The sequence below is a fragment of the Erythrobacter sp. NE805 genome, assembly GCF_046452355.1.
In the GTDB taxonomy this organism is placed as follows: Bacteria; Pseudomonadota; Alphaproteobacteria; order Sphingomonadales; family Sphingomonadaceae; genus Erythrobacter.
In genome coordinates this window covers 1064242-1085645 of sequence record NZ_JBKFDI010000001.1, presented here as the reverse complement: position 1 = coordinate 1085645, position 21404 = coordinate 1064242, and the positions used below count along the sequence as shown (strand labels likewise).

Below are 21404 nucleotides of genomic sequence, written 5' to 3'. Positions count from 1 at the left end.
GCGGGGAGCCTGCCGCAGGCGCGTGACGGAGGGGTCGCGCCCAGCCGCCTTTACCCCTCCGTCAGCGCGTTCCGCGCTGCCACCTCCCCATCGCTGCGCGACGGGGAGGGACTCTTCGTCAAAGCGGCGCCGTCTCCCGTTCCAGCCACGCGAGGTCCTCGCCCGCCAGCCGCGGCGACAGGATCTCGCGCACCTTCGCGTGATAGGCGTCCACCCAGGCGATCTCCTCCGCGGTGAGGAGCGCCTTGTCGATCAGTTTGCGGTCGAGCGGCACGAAGGTCAGCGTCTCGAAGCCGAGGTAGCGGCCCTCGCCGCCCGCGATGACCCGCTCCTCGACCAGCACGAGGTTCTCGATGCGGATGCCGAAAGCGCCCGGCTTGTAGTAGCCGGGCTCGTTCGAGAGGATCATCCCGGCGTGGAGCTCCGCCGCGGTGCCGGCCTGCCCGCCATTGGGCTTGGCGATGCGCTGCGGGCCTTCGTGGACCGAAAGGAAGCTGCCGACCCCGTGCCCGGTGCCGTGGGCGTAGTCGACGCCCGCCTCCCACAGGTATTGCCGCGCGAGCACGTCGAGCTGGCCGCCTGCGGTGCCTTGCGGGAAGACCGCGCGGGCGATCTGGATGTGGCCCTTGAGGACGCGGGTGTTGCGGTCGCGCATTTCCTGCGTCGGCTCTCCGGGGCCGACCCACACGGTGCGGGTGATGTCGGTGGTGCCGCCCGGATACTGGCCGCCCGAATCGACGAGGTAGATCGAGGAGGGCGGGATGGGGATGTTGCTCTCCTCGTCGACCTTGTAGTGCGGCAGCGCGGCGTGGCCGGCGGCGGCGGAGATCGTGTCGAAGGAGAGGTCGGCGAGCCCCGCGTCCTCGGCGCGGAAGGCGGCGAGCTTCGCCGCGGCGCCGAGCTCGTCGACCTCGCCCGAGGGGGCGTTGATCTCGAGCCAGCGCAGGAACTTCGTCACCGCCGCCCCGTCGCGCGCCTGGGCGTCGCGGTGGCCCTGCTGTTCGGCGGGGTTCTTGATCGCCTTGGCGAGGATCGTCGGGTCCTGCCGGAAGGCGAAGGACGCGCCCCCCGCCTTCAGCGCCAGCGCGATCCCTGCGACCGCGAAATCGGGGTCGAGCGCGACCTTCTTCCCCGCGAAGGCGCAGCCGAGCGCCCCCTCGAATGCGGCGCGATCCCGGATCGTCACGGCATTGCCGAGGTGGCGGGTCAGCTCGGGGGTGACCTTCTCGGGGGCGATGAACAGCTCGGCGCTGCCGTCCTTGTGGGCGACCACATAGGACAGCGCGACGGGGGTGCGCGCGACGTCGCTCCCGCGGATGTTGAGCAGCCAGGCGACCGAATCGAGCGCCGGGATCACCACCGCGTCGAGCCCCTCCTTCGCGAGCCAGTCGGCGACGCCCGCGCGCTTGTCGGCCGATGAGCGCCCGGCGAGCGCCTCGTCATAGGGCGTGGCGGCGGCCGGCGAGGGCGCGGGGCGGTCGGCCCAGACGGCGTCGAGCGGGTTGCCCTCCGCGGCCACCAGCGCGAGGCCATGCGCGGACAGCGCCCGCTCCAGCGCCTCGGCCCAGGCGAGGGTGTGGAGCCACGGATCGTAGGCGATCCGTGCGCCCGGCTCGCTCACCGCGGTGAGCCACCCCGCCAGCGTGTCGCCGGGGATGCTGCGGTATTCGAAAAGGTTGCCGTCGACCTGCTCGCGCACCTGCACGGTGTAGCGCCCGTCGACGAAGATCGCCGCGTGAGTGAGCGTCACCGCCGCGAACCCGGCCGAGCCGCCGAACCCGGTCAGCCAGGCGAGGCGCTGGGCGTAGTCGCCGACATATTCGCTCATGTGCTCGTCGGAGATCGGGACGATGAAGCCGTCGAGGCCGCGGCGCTTCAATTCCTCGCGCAGGGCGGCAAGGCGGGCTTCGTGGGTGAGCATCAGCATGGCGTCGATCCTTGGGCGCGGGGCCTTGCCGCGCGGGAATGGTTGTCTAGAACCGGCACCATAGGCTTGTTGCCAAGCACTTTCCACCAGGGGAACACCGCCAGATGATCCGTCCCACGAGCACGACCGCACTTGCCTGGGCGCTCGCCGCCACCACCTTTGCCGCCACCACCTTTGCCGCGCCCGCCGTGGCCGAGACCCGAGAGGATTCCGCACAAGTGACCACGTCTGCCGCTTCGACCGCCGCCGCTCCCGCCACCGCGGCGAAGCCCCCCGTCGCCGCGAAGAAGCCGCACACCTATTCGGTCCACGGTATCACCGTCGAGGACCCCTACGACTGGCTCTACGACAAGTCCTATCCCAAGGTCGACGACACGGAGGTGCTCGACCACCTCAAGGCCGAGAACGCCTATTTCGAGGCGAAGATGGGCGGGCAGGCGGCCTTCACCGAGGCGCTGTTCACCGAGATGCGCGCGCGCATCAAGGAGGACGATTCGACCGTGCCCCAGAAGGACGGCGACTACCTCTACTGGTCCGAGTTCGAGGAGGGCGCGCAGTATCGCAAGCACTACAGGAAGCCGGTCGCGGGGGGTGAGGCGCAGCTGCTGATCGACGAGAACGAGCTCGCCAAGGGCCTCGAATATTTCCGCCTCGGCGCGGCCTCGATCAGCAAGAACGGGCGCTATCTCGCCTATTCGACCGACACCAACGGGTCGGAGCGCTACACCGCGCGAATCAAGGATTTGCAGACCGGCGAGCTGCTCCCCGACGTGATCGAGAACCTGCGCAGCGACCTCGTCTGGGTGAAGGGCGACACCGCGCTCGTCTACGGCCCCTCGACCGAGGAGTGGCGCACGCTCGAGACCAAGCTCCACGTGATCGGCACCCCAACGAGCGAGGATGTCACCCTCTACAAGGAAGAGGACCAGAGCTTCTCGGTGGGCGCCGGGCTGACCGCGCAGGAGGACTGGCTGGTGATCGCCACCGGCGACAACGAGACGAGCGAGGTGCGCCTCGTTCCGGCGAACGACCCGACCGCCGCGCCGATCCTCGTCAAGCCGCGCCAGAAGGGCGTCGAATACAGCGTCGATGTCCGCGACGGCGAATTGTGGGTGCTCTCCAACGACGAGCACATCAACTTCCGGCTCGCCAAGGCCTCGCTGAAAGCGCCGGCCGAGTGGCAGACCGTGATCGCGGGCTCGGACGAGTTCTACCTGACCGGTTTCGACCTCTTCAAGGACTTCTTCGTCACCGAGGGGCGCCTCAATGGCCTCGACCAGATCCAGCTCCGGCAATATGCCGAGCCCGGCAAGATCACCCCGATCACCTTCCCCGAGCCGAGCTACACCGCCGGCCTCTCGAACAACCCCGAATACGACATGACGAAGCTGCGGCTCGCCTACCAGTCGATGGTGACGCCGAGCACGGTCTACGATTACGACGTCAAGACCGGCAAGCTCGAGACCCTCAAGACGCAGGAGATCCCGAGCGGCTACGATCCCAAGCTTTACGTTTCAGAGCGGGTGACGATCACCGCGCGCGACGGAACGCAGGTGCCGGTCAGCGTGCTGATGAGGAAGGACCGCGCGGAAATCCTGAAGAAGCAGGGTATCGAGGGGCCGGGGCCGCTCCACCTCTATGCCTATGGCGCCTATGGCTATGCCGTCCCGCCGGGCTTCTCGACCTCGCGCCTCAGCCTCGTCGACCGCGGCTTCGCCTATGCGATCGCGCATATCCGCGGCGGCGACGATCTCGGGCGGCGCTGGTATCTCCAGGGCAAGCTGTTCGAGCGGACCAACACCTTCAACGACTTCGTCGATGCGGGGCGCGGCCTGATCGCCAATGGCTACACCGCGGAAGGCATGGTCACCGCGAGCGGCGGCTCGGCGGGGGGCGAGCTGATGGGGGCGGTGATCAACCAGGACCCGGCGCAATACGGCGCGGTGGTCGCCCACGTGCCCTTCGTCGACGTGGTCAACACCATGCTCAACGAGAAGCTCCCCCTCACCCCTGGCGAGTGGCAGGAATGGGGCAATCCGATCACCGACAAGGCGGCCTTTGCCTATATGCTGTCCTATTCGCCCTATGACCAGGTGACCGCCAAGGCCTACCCGCCGCTGCTGGTCACCGCCGGCCTCAACGACCCGCGCGTGACCTACTGGGAGCCCGCCAAGTGGGTCGCCCGCTTGCGCGAACTGAAGACCGACGACAACCTGCTGCTTTTGAAGACCAACATGGGCGCGGGCCACGGCGGGCAGTCGGGCCGCTGGAACAGCCTCAAGGAGACGGCAGAGGAATTCGCCTTCATCCTGTGGCAGATGGGCATGGCGCCCAAGAGCGGGGGCGAGTGAAGGAGCGGAATTATCTCCGCGATGTTTCGCTGCTCGTCGCTGTGCTTGCGGCGCTAGCTTTCGCGGCATTCGTGCTCCTGCTCGCTCCGTGCACAGTCGGCTCGGGTGCCTGCCCATGACAACCCGCTTCTCCCGCACCTTCGTGGCCGAGCCGCAGCACATCGACGAGCTCGGCCACGTCAACAACACCGTGTGGGTGCAGTGGATCCAGGACATGGCGACCGCGCATTGGGATGCGGTCGCCCGTCCCGAGGATCGCGCAGCATTCTTCTGGGTCGTGGTGCGGCACGAGATCGACTATCGCGGGAACGTGTCCGAGGGCGCGGAGGTCACCGCGACGACGTGGATCGAAGGCCCGGCGCAGGGTGCCACATCGCTCCGCCGGGTGGAGTTCACCGACGCCGCGGGCAAGCGCCTCGTCAGCGCCGCGACCACCTGGGCCATGCTCGACCGCGCCACCGGGCGGCTGGCGCGCGTGCGGCCCGAGGTGCTGGCGGCTTTCTTGTGAGGGTCAGACCTCCCGCCACAGCGCGACCGACAAACTAAGCCGCGCGTTCCTCGCCCTTCGACCGGCTTTCCGGCGGGGCGTTGAACACCGTGAGGCGCTCGTAGGCGAGGCGGTTGCGACCGGCGGCCTTGGCCTCGTACATCAGCGCGTCGGCGCGGGCGTAGAACTCGGCGAAGGCCATGCGGTGGCGGCCCGCCTCGGCGAGCATGACCACGCCCATGCTGGCGGTGACCGGCAGGTCGAGCCCGGGGACCTCCTGGGCGATCCGCATCGGGATCGCCTGGCGCAGCGCCTCGGCGCGCTCGAGCGGGCGAGGGCCGCGCAGCAGCACCACGAACTCCTCGCCGCCCAGCCGCACCGCCACCGCGTCGCGGTCGCTCGCCCGGATCGCGCTCGCGCAGGCGATCAGCGCGGCATCGCCGACCTGGTGGCCGTGGAGGTCGTTGATCGCCTTGAAGCGGTCGAGATCGACCAGCGCGAAGGTGTCGAAGCCCTGCGCGAGCAGCTCGTCGAAGCGCGCCTCGATGGCGCGGCGGTTCATCAGCCCGGTGAGCGAATCCCGGGTCGAGATCTGCTCGAGCATCTTCGCCTCGGTCAGCGCCGCGTCGCGCTCGCGCCGGAGGGCGAGGAAGCGGTCGGCAATCGCGAGCGAGATCACCACCACCTCGATCCCGAGCGCCACGAACAGCATCTGGTCGAGGCTCGAGGGGCCGACATGGGCGCCCAAGCCGCGCAGCAGGCGCTCGACCGAGGCGATGATGATCGGGGTCCAGGCGACCGCGATGAAGCGCGCCGAGCGGCTGCCGCGCATCACCGCCTCGAGGATCGCGGTGGTGATGACGAGGATGAAGGGCAGGAAGGCGAGGAAGTAGGCGGTGTCGTCGAAGCGCTGCGTGGCGCCGAGCTGGAGCGCGCAGATCCCCGGCACGATGATCGTGAACCAGGCGATCGCGATCGTCACCCGGCGCAGCAGCGGCGACTGCGCACCGCGCTCGAGGAAGTCGGTGAGGAACAGCGCCGACAGCCCCGCGCCCAGCGCGTAGGAGAGCGGGCCGAGCACCGCCATCGCCGCGAGCGGCAGCCGCGCGAAGGCGGTGACGAGGCCCCCGGCGGTCAGCACGTAGACCATCATCGCGCTGACGAGCCCCGCGTGAAGCACCACGAAGCGCTCGCGCAGCACGAGGAAGAAGCTGACGTCGAACAGCAGCGGCAGGACCAGCATCCCCATCACGAAGGCGAGCAGCATGATTTCGATGCGTGGCCAGGCGGCGTGGTCCATGTCGCGGGTCAGCCGCGCCTCGGTGAGCAGCGGGACCGAGTGCGGCGCCTCGATCCGCACCAGCACCAGCGCGGTCGCGGGGGTGACCTCGGGGAGCGGCAGGCGGAACACCGGGCCGGCGGCGACGGGCTCGGCGTCGGCCTCGGCGTAGCGGGCGACGCGCCTCGTCCCGTCGTGGTCGATCGCGGTCAGGGTGATCGTCTCGAAGCGCGCGATGCGGGAGAAGAATTGGCGCGGCAGGTCCTGGCCCTGCCAGGCCGAGGCCTCGAAGCGCAGCCACGCCGCCTCGCTGCCCGAGCGCCAGTCGCCGTTGTGGCACACCCAGCCGGCGCGGCCGCGCATCGCCGCCTCGGGGCGCGCGGCCTCGGTCGCGGCGTGGCAGGCCGGGGCGAAAGTCGGCAGCACGCGCTCGTCCGCCGCCGCCGGCCGGGCGGCCAGCAGCGCGAGCAGGACAAGAGCCGAAGCGACCCGGCCGAGAAGGCGGAGCAGAGCCATGCCGCGGGACTATCAGGTAACCCCTTACGATGCTGTTAAGCGGAATCCCTCCATTCCGGAGATAAATGCGAGCGTTCTCATGCGCTTGACGCGCCCCGGCAGCGCGGGAATTCTGCCCGCTTTTCCGCCCCTTGAAAGCAGCGCGGCGAGTGTCACTTGCGTGTCATCATTGCCGCCTAGCGCAACCCTCGCATCACTCCCTTCGGAACAAACGCCATGGCCCTCCGCTTCGCCGCCGCGCTCAAGACCGGCGCCGTCCTCGCGCTCGCCGCGATCACCCTCTCGGCCTGCGACGGCAGCGGCGGCGGATCGGGCGCGCAGTCGGTCCACGCGGTCGGCTCCTCGACGGTCTACCCCTTCGCCAAGCTGGTCGCCGAGAACTTCGCCCGCTCGAACCCCGACATGCGCTCGCCGCTGATCGAATCCACCGGCACCGGCAACGGCATCCAGCTGTTCTGCTCCGGCCTCGGGCCCAACACCCCCGACATGGTCAACGCCTCGCGCCGCATGAAGCCCTCCGAGTTCGACGGCTGCCTCGCCAACGGGGTCGACAAGATCATCGAGCTGCAGGTCGGCCTCGACGGGATCGCCTTCGCCTCGGCCAAGGGGGGGATCATGCTGAACCTCTCGCCCGAGACGGTCTACAAGGCGATTGCCGCGCGGCCCTTCGGCAAGCCCCAGACCGCCAAGACCTGGAAGGACGTCGACCCGGCGCTCCCGGCCGAGCCGATCCTCGTTTACGGCCCGCCGAGCACTTCGGGCACCCGCGACGCCCTCAAGGAGCTGATCCTCCACGTCGGCTGCGACACCGATCCGGCGATGAAGGCGCTGAAGAAGAGCGACGAGGAAACCTACACCCAGGTCTGCACCGAGGTCCGCGACGACGGCGCCTATGTCGACCAGGGCGAGCAGGACAACCTGATCGTCCAGAAGATCACCGGCAACCCCAAGGCGGTCGGGATCTTCGGCTTCTCCTACCTCGAGGAGAACCTCGACAAGATCCAGGACCTGCCGATGAACGGCGTACCCGCGGACTACGAGAACATCGCGAGCTTCAAGTACCCCGGCGCGCGCCCGCTCTACGTCTACGTCAAGCAGCAGCACATGCGCGCGATCCCTGGGCTCGAGGCGTTCATGAAGGAGTGGGTCAAGAGCTGGGCCAAGGACGGCCCGCTGACCCGCATCGGGATGGTCGCCATGCCCCCCGAGACGATGGCCGCCAACGCCGCCAAGGTCGAGGGCCAGACGCTGCTCACCAAGGCCGATCTCGAGGCGAAGAAGTAAGCGATACAGGCCGTTGCTAAGCCGGGGGCGGGCCGTTAGGCTTGGCCCATGAGTTCGCGCAAGATCGCCGAGTGGCACGCAGCCGGCCTGATCGACGCCGACACCCGCGACCGCCTGCTCGCCCATGAAGCCGCCCACGCGCGCCCGCTCTTGTTGTGGGCGGTGTGGGGGATCGGCGCGCTCGCGATCGGGCTCGGCCTCGTGTCGGTGATCGCCGCCAACTGGGAGGACATCCCGGGCGAGGTCCGCCTCGCGGTCCACCTCGCGCTGATCGCCGCGAGCGTGGGAGCGCTGTTCGCCCGCGAGGCGCGCCTCGCCGAGCGTTCGCCCTGGGCGGTCGAGGCGCTCGCCTTCGTCGCCGCCGCGCTGGGCCTCACCTTCTTCGGGCACCTCGGGCAGGTCTACCAGACCTCCTCGCCGCTGTGGCAGCCGCTGGCCGTGTGGCTGGTGCTGTTCGCCCCGCTGCTGCTGCTCACCGGCCGGAGCTGGCCGACCGCGCTGGCGGTGGTCGGCGGTGCGGCGTGGACGGCGTGGGAATATGCGGGGGCGCAGGACCCGTTCGGCGGGGCCGACGACCTCGCGCGCGACCTGTGGCTCGCCTTCGTGCTGAGCGCGCCGGTTGCCTTCGCTCCGCTCGCCGCCCGGGCGAGGGAACGCAGCCTGCGCCCCGATTTCTGGCGTCGGCTCGAGCAGCTGGCGCTCGCCTATGCGGTCGGCTGCGGGTCCCTCGCCACCGCGGTCGCCGGCTGGGACGGTTTCGGCAGAGGCTTGGTCGCGAACGAATGGGCGAGCCTGCTGCTCGGGGGCGTGGTGATGATGGTGGCGGGTCTCGGCGTGGTGCCGGCGCGGCCCGGCGTCTCGGGCCGGATGACGGGCGCGATAATCGCCGGGGCCGGGCTGGCGGTGCCGCTCGCCTATGCCGCGGACGGCGCGACCGTTCCCGCCGCCTTGCTGTTCTTCCTACTCTGGGGCGGGATCGCTGCCGCCGCGCTCGCGGCCTCGTGGCGGGGCGTGTTCCAGCTCGCCATCGGCGTGATCGCGGTGCGGCTGGTGATCCTCTCCTTCGAGCTCGCCGCCGACCTGCTGACGAGCGGCTTCGGGCTGATCCTTGCCGGAGTCATGATCCTCGGCGTCGCCTGGGGCGCGGTGCGGGTTTCGAAGCGCTTCGCCCCGCGCGAGGAGTCCGAGGCATGATCCGCGCCGCACGCCTCCTCGCCGCGATCCTGCCGCTCGCGGGCCTCGCCAGCCTGTGGGCGACAAGCGTCCGGACCTACAATCAGGGCACCGAATGGGAGGTGCCGATCCAGGGCTACGACCCGCGCGACTACCTGCGCGGGCACTATGTCGAGTTCAGCTACGACTGGCCCGGGATCGCGAACGAGGGCTTCCCCTTCCCCGAGCGTCTCTGCCTCGAGGGCGCCGCGCCGCGTCTCGACCGCGCGCGGGCGATCGCTGCGGGCGAGCCCTGTGCGCATCCGGTGGTGGCGGGCGAGGGCGGGGTCTACGGCATCAGCGCCCTCGCGCGGGGCCGTCTCTACATCGGGCAGGACCGTGCCGCCGCCTTGCAGGAACAGCTCCAGAACCGCGACCAGCGGGGGATCGTGACGATCCGGCAGCGCGAGGACGGCAGCTTCACCCCCGTCGGCATCCGCTTCCGCCCGCTCACCCCGGCCGAGATCGCCGAGCGCGACGCGCCGCCCGATCCGCTCGAGCCCACCGCGCCGCCGATCATGACTGCGCCGGAATAACGAAGGGCGGGAAGGCCGCCCCCCGCGACCCTCCCGCCCCCGCTGTCCACCCGAACAGGGCGTGACGATCAGAACCTGGCGGTGACTTCCACCCCGTAGAAGCGCGGCTCGGCGGGAATGAAGGTCGGGATCGTGAAGGCCCCGCCGGTGTTGCCCGCGTCGAGGAGGTAGTCCTCGTTGAAGGCGTTGCGGATGAAGCCCGCGACCTCGTAGCGGTTCTCGGCGAAGCTCACCCCGGCGCGGGCATTGACCAGCGTCACCGGGCCTTGCGAGATCAGCGGGTTGTTCGGCACCTCGAAGAAGATGCGGCTGCGGTGGGTGATCGAGGGCGTGGCGAAGAGGCGCACGCCGCCGGCCAGCTCCTTGTCGATGGTGAACCCGCCCGCGGCCTGCCATTCGGGCTGCAGGCGGAAGCGCGCGCCCGAGAACTGCGGGGCGAAGTCGTTGTTCTTGTCGATCCCGCCGTCGATGTAGCCGAAATTGCCGAACACCGTCAGCCAGTCGGTGACGTCGACCGCGAGCTCGGCCTCGACCCCGAGGTTCGAGGCCTTGCCGGCGCTCTGCGTCACGGTCCGGCCGGTCGGGTTGCCGTTGGCGTCACGCTCCTGCACGCTCACCTGGAAGTCGTTGTAGACCTGGTAGTAGACCCCGATCGACCCCGAGACGCGGCCGGTGGCGAGCTTCAAACCGCCCTCGTAGTTCCACACGGTCTCCTCGGCGACGTTCTGGACGTTCGCGACCACCCGCGACCCGCTGCGCGCCGCGCCGACCTGCACCACCGGCGAGCGGCGGCCCTTGGAGACGGTGGCGAAGACGTTGAGGTCGTCCGACACGCGGTAGAGCGCGTTGACGCGCGGCAGCCACGCCTCGAACCGATCGTCGGCCTCGAAGGTGTTGCCCTCGGTGTCGATCTGCCCCGGGATCAGCGGCGCGCGGCTGAGGAAGGAGATCGGCGCACGGGCGAAGAAGCCCGAACGGCGGTATTCACTGAGGAAGCGCACGCCCGCGGTCAGTTCGAGCTTCTCGAAGGGGATCCAGGTCGCGTCGGCGAACACCGAATAGGCCTCGTTGCGCCCCTGGTTCTCGAACACCGAGCTGTAGGGGATCGCGGTGAAGGCGCCCTGCGTGGCGATCGCGGTCACGCCGCTCGCGGGCACGGTGCCGTTGGGCGCGACACAGGCGATGCCCGGAATCAGCGGGCTGCCGAACAGCGAGCTCAGGCACTGGAGGAAGGTGCCCTCTTCGGTCGCGAAGGGCACGTTCTGGCGGCCGTCCTCGATGAAGGCGTTCCACCCGAAGCTGCCGCGCAGCTTGGTGCCGGTGTAGGTGAAGCGGCCCTCGTGGCTGATCTGCCAGCCGTCGGCGATCTCGGCGAACTCGAGGAACGGCGCGGCCGTGCCGTCGGCGTCGAACAGCTCGCGGCTGTCGAATTCGCGGTAGCCGTTGACGGTGGTGAACGACCAGTCATCGGCGAACTTGTGGTCGAGGGTGAGGCTGATGTCGTAGACCTCGCGGTTGAGGCCGAGCTGGTCGTCGCCGAGCGCCGCCGCACCCGCCGGGTTGCCGCTCAGGTTGGCCGGAAGGAAGGCATTGGCCGCCCCGCCGGGCCTGCCGGCCGCGGCCGGGAAGCGGCCCGAGATGAAGGGCGTGCCGCCGTTGCGCTGCTGGTCGTAGGTGCCGATGATGTCGAGCGTGGTGTCGCTGGTCGGCGTCCAGCGCAGCGAGGCGCGCAGGCCGAGCTGGTCCTGCGCGTAGAGATCCTCGCGCTGGTTCGGGTTGAGGTTCTCCACGTAACCGTCCCGCGTGCGCCACTCGCCTGCGAGGCGGAAGGCGAGCGTGTCGCTCCCGACGTTGACGAAGCCGCCGAGCAGCGTCTGGTTGAAGTTGCCGTAGCCGCCGCGCACTTCCGCCGAGAAGCCCTCGCGCGGGCGCGCCGAGACGAGGCTGATCGCGCCGACCGCGCTCGCGGTGCCGAACAGCGTCGCCTGCGGGCCCTTGATGACCTCGACGCGCTCGAGGTCGTAGATCGCCTGGTAGCTCCCGCGCGAGCGCGAGATGTCGACGCCGTTGTAGTAGAGCGTGACGCGCGGCCCCTGCTGCGCCGAACCCGAGTCCGAGGTGATGCCGCGGATCACGACGCCGGGGTTGTTGGCGCTCTGCTCCTGGATGTTGAGGCCGGGCACGTAGACCGACAGCTCGTCGAGATCGGTCACGCCGAGCTCGCGGATCCGCTGGCCGCTGACCGCCGAGACGGTGATCGGCACGTCGAGCGCGCGCTGCTCGATCTTCTGGGTGGTGACGATGATCTCGTTGCCGGAATTGGCGGGGCCCTCGGCGTCCTCGGCATTGTCCTGCGCGAAGGCGGCGTGCGGCACGGCGGCAAGGCCGGCGGCGAGCGCGATCAGCGAGGCGTGCCGCAAGCGTGCGGGGGCGGGCGGGGTGCGGTTCATGATCTGGGCTTTCCCTGTTGCTGGAGAGAGGCCCTCGCCGTGGCACCGGGCGGTGACGGCTGCGCTACGGGTCGATGAAAGCTCCGTTACACGTAGCTTACGAATTGAAGACGTTGCACAATTGCATCGCGCCCCGTGGGTCCCTCCCCGTCCTGAAAGGATGGGGAGGTGGCACCGCGAAGCGGTGACGGAGGGGTCATGCGGCGCGGGGGGGTCTGCATCGCGCGTCAGCGCGATCGGCAAGCTAAAGCGGGTTCCCGTTCGCGTCCCTGTAGATCTCGCGGCGGCCGACGTGGTTGGCGGGGCCGACGAGGCCGTCCTCTTCCATCCGCTCGATCCACTTGGCGGCGGTGTTGTAGCCCACGCCCATCTGGCGCTGGAGCCAGCTGCCGGACGCCTTCTGGTTCTCGATCACGATCTGGCAGGCCTGGCGGTACTTGCGCTCCTCGGGGTTGTCCGAGGCGGTGAACTCGTCCTCGAAGCCGAAGCCGCCGTCCTCGGGCTCCTCGGTGACCGCGTCGACATAGGTCGGCGCGCCTTGCGAGCGCCAGTGGTCGGCGACCGCCTCGACCTCCTCGTCGCTGACGAACGGCCCGTGGACGCGCACCATCGCGCCGGTGTTGGGCTTGTAGAGCATGTCGCCGCGCCCGAGCAGCTGCTCCGCGCCCTGCTCGCCGAGGATGGTGCGGCTGTCGATCCGGCTCGTCACCTTGAAGCTGATGCGGGTCGGCAGGTTCGCCTTGATGACCCCGGTGATGACGTCGACCGAGGGGCGCTGGGTCGCCATGATGAGGTGGATGCCCGCCGCGCGGCTCTTCTGGGAGAGGCGCTGGATCAGCACCTCGATCTCCTTGCCGACGGTGACCATCAGGTCGGCGAGCTCGTCGACGATCAGCACGATCTGCGGCAGCGGCTGGTAGTCGAGCTGTTCCTCCTCGAACAACTGCTCGCCGGTTTCGGGGTCGAACCCGGTCTGCACCCGGCGCCCCAGGGGCTTGCCCTTGGCGATGGCGCCCGCGACCTTCTCGTTGAAGCTCGAGATATTGCGCGAGCCGATCGCGCTCATCATCCGGTAGCGGCGCTCCATCTCCTCGACCGCCCACTTGAGCGCGCGCACCGACTTCGCGGGCTCGGTCACCACGGGCGACAAGAGGTGCGGGATGTCGTCGTAGATCTTGAGCTCGAGCACCTTGGGATCGATCAGGATCAGGCGCAGCTCGGACGGGGTGAAGCGGTAGAGCAGGCTCAGCAGGATCACGTTCAATCCCACCGACTTGCCCGAACCGGTGGTCCCCGCGACCAGCAGGTGCGGCATCGCGGCGAGGTCGGCGATGATCGGCTCGCCCGCGATGTCCTTGCCGAGGATGACGGGGAGGTTGCCCTTCGCCTCCTGGAAGGCGGCCGAGGCAGCGAGCTCCTTGAGCATCACCGTCTGGCGGTCCTGGTTGGGCAGTTCGATGCCCATCACGGTGCGTCCCGGGATCGGCGAGACGCGCGCGGAGATCGCGCTCATGTTGCGGGCGATGTCCTCGGCGAGGCCGACCACGCGGCTCGCCTTGATGCCGGGGGCGGGCTCGAGCTCGTACATGGTCACGACCGGGCCCATGCGCACCGCGGTGATCTCGCCCTTGACGTTGAAGTCGCCGAGCACGTTTTCGAGCAGGCGCGCGTTGCGCTCGAGCGCGAGCTTGTCGAGCTTGGGCGCCTTCTCGGCGGGCGGCTCGGCGAGAAGGTCGAGGCTCGGCAGCTTGTAGGGCGCGAACATGTCGGCCTGCGCGGTCTTGCCGGTGGGGGCGCGCTTGGGCGGGGCGGAGGGGTCGGAAATCTCGGGGGCGCGGCGGGGGCGCTCTTCCACCTCGGGCGTGGGCTTGGCGGCGGCGCGGCGCGGGCGGGCGGGGGTGTCCTCCTCGTCCTCCTCGTCCGCGTCGTTCCCGGCGAAGGTCAGCGCGGGCACCGCCTTGCGCCCGGGCAGCAGCGGCAGCCGCCGCGCGAGGCCGGCGAGCGTGCCGCCGCCGAGGAAGTCGGGCAGGCTCATCAGCACCCGCCAGTCGATCGCGAAGATGCGGGTGAGCAGCGCCACCCCCACCGCGAGGCTGGTCAGCGCGAGGCCGAGGATCACCCAGCCTTCCGCCCCCGCCCCGAAGCGCGCGGCGATCGCCTGCACCGCGCTCGCGCCGAGCAATCCGGTGAGGCCGCCAGCCTGCGCGGGGAGCGTGCCGCCCGGCCCCTCGAAGGCGAGGCTGAGGACCGTGGCGATGAGGCTCATCGCGATCAGCAGCAGCGCGGCGGGCATCCACCAGGCGGTGGTCTCGGGCTCGTCCCCGTTCTCGACGTCGCGCCACAGCTTGCGCGCGGAGACATAGAGCAGCGGCAGCAGCAGCGCGCCGGGCAGGCCGAAGACCAGCAGCACGCGGTCGGCCGCCCAGGCCCCGGCGGTGCCCATCCAGTTCCTCACCTCGCCGGGATCGGCAGCGGTCGAGGGGGAGGGATCGGTCTGGGTGTAGCTCGCGAGCGCGAGCGCGAGGAACACCGCCGCGCCGAGCAGCAGCCCGGCGCCGGTCATCTGCGCCAGGCGGCGCAGCGATCGGCGCAGGCCCGCGCGCCATTCGGCATCGGTCTGGCGACCGGGTTTCATCACTGGCGCCGCGCGGCTGGCCATGGGGGGATCTCCTGCGTGGAACACATCATGAATCCTCGGCGGAGTCCGGTCAAGGACGGAGCGACGAACGACATGGGGCGACGAGCCTGCGTGGGGGCGATCAGAGATCAGGAGAGCCCGTCGATCGCAGCCCAGCGCGCCCATCGCAGCCCCCTCGCCCGCCGCGCATCCATGCCCCCGAGCGCGATCACCGGAAGCCGCGCCTGCCGCGCGAGGAGCCGGAAGCGCACCGGTCCGAGCGTCCCGCTGCCGGGGTGCGATCTGGTCGGGAAGACCGGCGAAAGCAGCGCCGCGTCCGCCCCCAGCCGCCGCGCCAGTCCCAGCTCGGCGAGGTCATGTGCGGTGGCGAGGTGCAGCAGCCCCGCGCGGCGGGGGTAGAGCGAGCGGGGTGCGCCGTAGATCCCGTCCGCCCCCCATTCGCGCGCGGTGAGCGCCGAATCCGCCAGCACCACCACGTGCCCCCGCGCCTTCGCGATCCGCCGCAACGCGCGGAAGCGGGCGAGACGCTCCGGACCGTCCAGATGATAGTGCCGGTAGATCAACCCCGAACCGCGCGGCAGCGCGGCGAGGGCCGCCTCCAGCCGCGCGTCGTTGCGTGCGTCGGAGATCAGCCACAGGTCGGGGAGGGTCTTTGCGCGCGTCACCCAGCCGCTATAGAGCGCCGCCATGACGAATGCAGCCTCCCGCCTCGCCGAAGTCCGCGACACCATCGCCCGAGCGTGCAAGCCGGTTCGCCGCGAGGCCTCCTCGGTCACGCTCATCGCGGTCAGCAAGACGCATGGCCCCGAGGCGATCGTGCCGCTGATCGATGCCGGACAGCGGGTCTTCGGCGAAAACCGGGTGCAGGAGGCGGCGGCCAAGTGGCCCGCCCTGCGCGAGGCCCATCCCGGCGTCGAACTCCACCTGATCGGCCAGCTGCAATCGAACAAGGCCGAGGAGGCGGTCGCGCTGTTCGACTGCATCCATTCGCTCGACCGGCCGAGTGTGCTCACCGCTCTGGCGAAGGCAATGGACAAGGCGGGGCGGCAGGTGCCCTGCTTCGTGCAGGTTAACATCGGCGACGAGCCGCAGAAGGGCGGCTGCCCGATTGCCGACCTGCCCGCCTTCCTCGCCGCGGTGCGCCAGACCGCGATCCCGCTCGCCGGCCTGATGTGCATCCCCCCCGCCGACACCGAGGCCGCGCCCTACTTCGCCTTCCTCGCCAAGCTCGCCGGCGACAACGGGGTGACGGGCCTCAGCATGGGCATGAGCGGCGACTACGCGACCGCGGTGATGCTCGGCGCGAGCCACGTGCGGGTCGGCACGGCGCTGTTCGGCGCGCGCTGACCTGCCTCAAGCAGCGAAGCGGTAGGCGAACAAGAAACGCCTCAAGCAGCGAAGCGGTAGGCGAACAAGAAACGCCTCAAGCAGCGAAGCGGTAGGCGAACAAGAAAGGGCGCCCCGTTGCCGGGGCGCCCCTCGTTTGCGTCACGCTCGCGCGGTCCTCAGAACTCGAAGAGCGCTTCGATCCCGACGTTGCGGCCGCGCATCAGCGGCGAGAAGGTGCCCGCCGCCGGGTTCGGCCCGAAGGGACGGCGATTGGCTGCACCGACCGAGCGCGGGCCGCCGAACGGCACCTGGGTGTCGCCGCCCTCCTGCACCTCGTCGAGCAGGTTGCGACCGTAGATCGACAGCGACAGGCCCTGGATCGGGGTGGTCCAGGTGATGTTCGCCTCGAGCGTCTGCAACTCGTTGAGCCAGCCGAAGTTGTCGTCGGTGTAGGCCGCCCGGTCGCGGTACTGGTAGTTCACGCGGGTAAGCAGGCTGCCGCTGTTGCCGAGCTCGAGGTCGTGGATCAGGCCCACGCCGAAGACGACGGGAGGAACGCGCGGCAGGCTCAGGTCGAGGTCGGCATCGGTGATGCGGCCGTCGCCCGAGATGTCGAACAGCACCTTGTCATACCCGGCGTCGGTGATCCCGATATTGGCGGTGAAAGCCAGTTCCGGCGAGACGCGCATCCGCGCCTCGGCCTCGAAGCCCTTGATCGTCGCGTTGGCGGTGTTGAGGATGTTCTGCACCACGCCCGCACCCGGATCGGAGAGGTTCACCTCGCGCTGCATGTTGCCGACCTTGGTGACATAGCCCGCCACGTTGAGCGTGAACGAGCGGTCCGCGGTCTGGAACTTGCCGCCGATCTCGTAGTTGTCGACCTTCTCCTCGTCGAAGCCGAGCGAGCCCGTCGCGTTGAACGCGCGGTTGAAGATCGCGACGTTGGTGATGCGGAAGTTGTAGCCGCCCGAACGGAAGCCGCGGCTCCAGTGGCCGTAGACCTGGCTGTTGCCGAATTCGTACTGCGCGCCGAGCTTGGGCGAGACGTTGCGGAAGGTCACGTCGTCGCGGAAGCCGTTGGTCTCGGTCGCCGGGTTGAACGGCTGGGTGCCGGTCGGGCAGGTGCGCGCGATCACCGAGCAGGCCGGGCGGGCGAGCACGTAGGTGACCGCCGCGTCCTTCTTCTCCTGGTTCCAGCGGATGCCGCCGATCAGCGAGAAGCCGTCCACGATCTCGTACTGGGCGTTGGCGAACAGGCCGAGCACCTCGTGCTCCTGCCGGCCGCCGCCGTAGGAGACGGGGGGACGCAGGTTGACGGGGAGGTCGCGGCGCAGCTCGCGGCTCTCGTCATAGGCGACGTTCTGCTTGAAGTAGAACCCGCCGAAGGTGAGGTCGAGCCCGCCGGTCGCAATCGCGTAGCGCAACTCGTTCGAGATCTGGTCCTGCTCGGTCTGTGTGCTCGAGTGGAACAGGAACACCGGGGTCGCGTCGATGTCGCCGCGGGTCGCCGCCTCGTAGTCGCGGTAGCCGAACACGTTGGTGAGCGTGCCGGGGCCGATGTCGATCGTCGCGGTCAGCGAGCCGGTCCAGATCTTGTTCGAATAGAAGCCCGGCTCGTCGATCGACAGGTCGAAGCTGTTGCGGTCGAAGAAGCCGCGGTTCTGCGCCGCCGGGCCGTCGCCGTCGCTCTCGAAGTAGTCGAGCTTGCCGAGCAGCGTCAGCCCGCCGAGCCGCGCCTCGAGCGCGCCGCGCAGGATCTTGGTCTCCGCCGCGCCCTGGTTGTCGCCGTTGAAGAGGTTGCGGAAGTAGCCCTCGTCCTTGTTGTAGTAGGCGCCGAGCTTGAACAACAGGGTATCCTCGACGATCGGGCCGGAGATCACGCCGCTGACGGTGTAGTTCGCGCCGCCGCGGCCGCCGTCGACCGGGCCGTCGACCGCCGCGCGGAACTTGCCGCGGAAGTCCTCGGTCGGGTTGCCGGTGTTGATGACCACCGCGCCGCCGGTGACGTTGCGGCCGAACAGCACGCCCTGCGGGCCGCGCAGCACTTCGACGCTGTCGAGGTCGAACAGGTCGAACACCACGCCGGCGTTGATGCCGAGATACACCCCGTCGACGAACACGCCCACGGTCGGGTCGATCGAGGGGATCGAGGAGTTGATGCCGAGGCCGCGCACGGTGAAGTTGGCGGTGCCGCGGCTGGTGCCGACCTGGTCGAGGCTGACGGTCGGGGCCTGGAACGAGAGGCCCGAGATGTCGCGGATCTTGAACGCCTCGAGAGTGCCGGCGTTGAACGCGGTCACGGCCAGCGGCACGTCCTGGACGTTCTCGGCATCCTTGGTCTTGGTGCCGGTGACGAGGATCTCGTCGACCGCGTCGAGCGCGTTGGTGCTCGCGGGCTCGGCCGACGCGTCGGCGTCCTGCGCGGCGGCGGCGAAGGGGGTCAGCGTGGCGGCCGAGAGCAGCAGCGCCAGCTTGCCGAGCCGCACGCGGCCCGACACGGGGGTTTGGTTCTTCATTTTGTAACTCTCCCTGAGTTGAAGGCCGCCCCCATAGCAATACGTTTCACAGATGCAACCTATCTGCGCACCCCCGACGAACCTTCAAATCGCTTCATCTTCAAAGTGTTGCAGTTACGCCTTCTCGAGCTGCTGCTGGCGCTGGTCGCTCGCCGCGGCGAGCAGCGCGGCCTCGATCTCGGCGAGGCGCTCGGGCGCCTTGACCTTGGCCGAGGTGAGGTCCGTCACGTAGAAGGTGTCCGCCGCCGCCTCGCCATAGGCGGTGATGTGCGCCGAGTGGACGATCAGGCTCGCCTTGTAGAGCGCATGGGCGAGCCGGTTGAGCAGCGCCGGGCGGTCGCGGGCGGTGACCTCGATGACGGTGAAATGGTTCGAGGCGTCGTTGTCGAAGCCGACCTGCGGCGCGACGTCGAAGGCCTTCGCCCGCGAATGCGCCAGCGGGCGCGCGGCAAGCTTGGGCACCAGTTCGACCTGCGCGAGCAGCGCGTCGCGGATGCCTTTCTCGATCCGCGCCATCTGCGCGTCCTCGCGGAACGGCTGGGCGTTGTGGTCCTGCACCAGGAAGTTGTCGACCGCATAGCCGCTCTTGGCGGTGTGGATGCGCGCGTCGATGATGTTCGCGCCGGCGAGGTGGATGCCGCCCGCCATGCGGTAGAACAGGCCCGGGTGGTCGGCGGCGATCACGCTCACGCGGGTCGCGCCGCGCGTCTCGTCGACCTCGCAATGGATCGAGAGCGCCTCGCCTGCGGCTTCGGCGGCGTCGTATTGCGCGAGGTTGCTGGCGATGATGTCCTCGGGCTCGGCGATCCAGTAGGCATCGCCGAGCAGCGCGCCGATCCCGTCGACGAGGTGGTCCTGCGCAGGCCCCAGAAGCTGCGCGACCGCATCCTTCTTCGCCGTCACCCGCTGCTTGCGCCCGGTGCCCTTGTGGCCGAGCCGGAGGCGCTCCTGCGCGGCATCGTAGAGCTCGCCGAGCAGCTGGCCCTTCCACGAGTTCCAGGTCCCCGGCCCGACGGCGCGGATGTCGACCGCGGTGAGGATCGCGAGGTTGCGCAGCCGCTCGAGGCTCTGCACCTCGGCGACGAAATCCTCGATGGTCTTGGGGTCGGTGAGGTCGCGCTTCTGCGCGGTGCGGCTCATCAGCAGGTGCTGGAGCACCAGCCAGGCGACGAGGCCGGTCTCCTTCTCATCGAGCCCGAAGCGCGGGCACAGCCGGTGCGCGACCTCGGCGCCGAGCACCGAGTGATCGCCCCCGCGCCCCTTGGCGATGTCGTGGAGCAGCACCGCGACATAGAGCGCCCGGCGCGAGGCGAGCTTGGGGAACTCGCGGGTCGCGCGCGGGTGGTCTCCTGCGAGCAGCCCGCGCTCGATCTGCGAGAGGAGGCCGATCGCGCGGATGGTGTGCTCGTCGACGGTGTAGTGGTGATACATGTCGAACTGCATCTGCGCGTTGACCCGGCCGAAATCGGGCACGAAGCGGCCGAACACCCCCGCCTCGTTCATCCACCGGAGCGCGGTCTCGGGGTCCTTGCGGCCCGAGAGCAGCTCGAGGAACAGCGCGTTGGCGCGGCGATCGCGGCGCAGCTTGCCGTCGATCAGCCGCGCGTCGCGTCCGGCCTGGCGCATCGTCTCGGGGTGGACCTCGAGCCCCTCGGCCTCGGCGAGCTGGAAGACCTCGATCAGCCGCACCGGGTCCTGCCGGAACCAGTCGTCGCCCGGCGCGCGGATCCGGCCGGCATCGACGATATAGCCCTTGAGCATCCGCGGGCGCTGGGTGAAGCCGGCGAAGAAGCCGGTGCGCGGGCGCTTCCTCGCCATCTCCTCGTCGAGGTGCGCGAGGAACACGCCGGTGAGGCTCCCCACCCGTTTCACCTGGAGGAAGTAGTACTGCATGAACCGCTCGACCGCGCTCTTGCCGGGGCGGTCGGCGAACAGCATCCGCTCGGCGACCTGGCGCTGGAGGTCGAAGGTCAGGCGGTCCTCGGCACGGTCGGTGATGAGGTGCATGTGGCAGCGCGCGGCGAGCAGGAAGCCTTCGGCCTTGCGGAAGCTGCGATATTCGGCGGCGGTGAGCAGGCCGACGTCGACCAGCTCCGCGGCGCTGCCGACGCGGTGGACGTATTTGCCGATCCAGTAGAGCGTCTGGAGATCCCTCAGCCCGCCCTTGCCCTCCTTGACGTTGGGCTCGACCACGTAGCGGCTGTCGCCCATGCGCTTGTGCCGCGCGTCGCGCTCGGCGAGTTTCTGGGTGAGGAACTGCCGCTCGCTGCCGCGCGCGACCTCGTTCCAGAAGCGCGCGCGCAGCTCCTCGTAGAGCGCCTGCTCGCCCCATACGAGCCGCCCCTCGAGCAGAGCGGTGCGGATCGTCAGGTCCTCCTTCGCCATGCGGATCGTGTCGGGGACGGTGCGGCTCGAGTGGCCGACCTTGAGGCCTAGGTCCCACAGCAGGTAGAGCATCGTCTCGATCACCTGCTCGCACCACGGCGCGCGCCTGTTCGGGGTGATGAAGGCGACGTCGACATCGGAATGCGGCGCCATCTCGGCGCGGCCGTAGCCCCCGACGGCGAGGATCGCGAGTCGCTCGGCCTGGGTGCGGTTGGGGACGGGATAGAGGTGCGTGGTGACGTGATCGTGGATCACCCGCAGCAGCTGGTCCATCAGAAAGGAGAAGCCCGCAGTGACCTCGTGCCCGGCCGACGGCGTCTCCTCGAGCCGGCGCGCGAGTTCGACGCGCCCCTCGTCGAGCGCCATCTTCAGTGCGGCGACGATCGCCGGGCGGGCGGCCGTCCCCTGCGCCTCGTGGAGCGCGGCGATCTCCTCGGCGAGCGCGCGCCGGTCGATGATCGCGCGCTGCCCGGGGACGCGCCTAGGAGACACGG

The 21404-nt window shown here is 69.7% G+C and carries 13 protein-coding genes; 6 read left to right on the top strand and 7 right to left on the bottom strand.

What is annotated here, in order from left to right; genetic code table 11:
* Positions 1-118: 118 nt before the first annotated feature.
* Positions 119-1927, bottom strand: coding sequence for an aminopeptidase P family protein (locus tag ACLBKU_RS04985; protein ID WP_410178431.1), 1809 nt, complete (start codon positions 1925-1927; stop codon positions 119-121).
* A 104-nt stretch (positions 1928-2031) separates the two neighbouring features.
* On the opposite strand from ACLBKU_RS04985, the gene ACLBKU_RS04980 reads away from it, so the two are divergent.
* Both ACLBKU_RS04980 and ACLBKU_RS04975 read left to right on the top strand, forming a co-directional pair.
* Positions 2032-4278, top strand: a complete 2247-nt coding sequence (locus tag ACLBKU_RS04980; RefSeq protein WP_410178430.1) for a S9 family peptidase — start codon at positions 2032-2034, stop codon at positions 4276-4278.
* Between the two features lie 115 nt (positions 4279-4393).
* Positions 4394-4786, top strand: a complete 393-nt coding sequence (locus ACLBKU_RS04975; protein WP_410178429.1) for an acyl-CoA thioesterase — start codon at positions 4394-4396, stop codon at positions 4784-4786.
* A gap of 34 nt (positions 4787-4820) precedes the next feature.
* Here ACLBKU_RS04975 and ACLBKU_RS04970 read toward each other — a convergent pair whose 3' ends face one another.
* Complete coding sequence (locus ACLBKU_RS04970) at positions 4821-6560, bottom strand: diguanylate cyclase (protein ID WP_410178428.1); 1740 nt, start codon at positions 6558-6560, stop codon at positions 4821-4823.
* Positions 6561-6776: 216 nt separating this feature from the next.
* On the opposite strand from ACLBKU_RS04970, the gene ACLBKU_RS04965 reads away from it, so the two are divergent.
* From ACLBKU_RS04965 to ACLBKU_RS04955, 3 genes are read left to right on the top strand one after another with little or no spacing between them, the layout of a single operon-like run.
* Positions 6777-7844, top strand: coding sequence for a substrate-binding domain-containing protein (locus tag ACLBKU_RS04965; RefSeq protein ID WP_410178427.1), 1068 nt, complete (start codon positions 6777-6779; stop codon positions 7842-7844).
* Positions 7845-7892: 48 nt separating this feature from the next.
* Positions 7893-9038 (top strand): DUF2157 domain-containing protein, encoded by a 1146-nt coding sequence (locus ACLBKU_RS04960; RefSeq protein ID WP_410178426.1) that lies wholly within the window; start codon positions 7893-7895, stop codon positions 9036-9038.
* The gene (locus ACLBKU_RS04955) at positions 9035-9592 is read left to right on the top strand and encodes a GDYXXLXY domain-containing protein (protein ID WP_410178425.1); all 558 of its coding nucleotides are present in this window, start codon (positions 9035-9037) and stop codon (positions 9590-9592) included. Before ACLBKU_RS04960 ends, ACLBKU_RS04955 begins: the two co-directional genes overlap by 4 nt.
* Before the next feature lie 68 nt (positions 9593-9660).
* On the opposite strand, the gene ACLBKU_RS04950 is transcribed toward ACLBKU_RS04955, so the two are convergent.
* The 3 genes from ACLBKU_RS04950 to ACLBKU_RS04940 form a co-directional block, all read right to left on the bottom strand.
* Entirely contained in the window at positions 9661-12042 is a 2382-nt protein-coding gene (locus tag ACLBKU_RS04950; RefSeq protein WP_410178424.1) for a TonB-dependent receptor, read from the bottom strand.
* A gap of 244 nt (positions 12043-12286) precedes the next feature.
* Positions 12287-14701, bottom strand: coding sequence for a DNA translocase FtsK 4TM domain-containing protein (locus ACLBKU_RS04945; protein WP_410178423.1), 2415 nt, complete (start codon positions 14699-14701; stop codon positions 12287-12289).
* A 107-nt stretch (positions 14702-14808) separates the two neighbouring features.
* Positions 14809-15369 (bottom strand): thiamine phosphate synthase, encoded by a 561-nt coding sequence (locus tag ACLBKU_RS04940; RefSeq protein ID WP_410178422.1) that lies wholly within the window; start codon positions 15367-15369, stop codon positions 14809-14811.
* Here ACLBKU_RS04940 and ACLBKU_RS04935 point away from each other — a divergent pair.
* Positions 15368-16027 (top strand): YggS family pyridoxal phosphate-dependent enzyme, encoded by a 660-nt coding sequence (locus tag ACLBKU_RS04935; protein WP_410178421.1) that lies wholly within the window; start codon positions 15368-15370, stop codon positions 16025-16027. The two genes, ACLBKU_RS04940 and ACLBKU_RS04935, sit on opposite strands and share 2 nt — an antisense overlap.
* 158 nt (positions 16028-16185) lie before the next feature.
* Here the strand turns inward: ACLBKU_RS04935 and ACLBKU_RS04930 are convergent, their stop codons facing one another.
* Both ACLBKU_RS04930 and ACLBKU_RS04925 read right to left on the bottom strand, forming a co-directional pair.
* Positions 16186-18525 (bottom strand): TonB-dependent receptor, encoded by a 2340-nt coding sequence (locus ACLBKU_RS04930; protein ID WP_410178420.1) that lies wholly within the window; start codon positions 18523-18525, stop codon positions 16186-16188.
* A 114-nt stretch (positions 18526-18639) separates the two neighbouring features.
* Complete coding sequence (locus ACLBKU_RS04925) at positions 18640-21402, bottom strand: [protein-PII] uridylyltransferase (RefSeq protein ID WP_410178419.1); 2763 nt, start codon at positions 21400-21402, stop codon at positions 18640-18642.
* Positions 21403-21404: the final 2 nt, after the last annotated feature.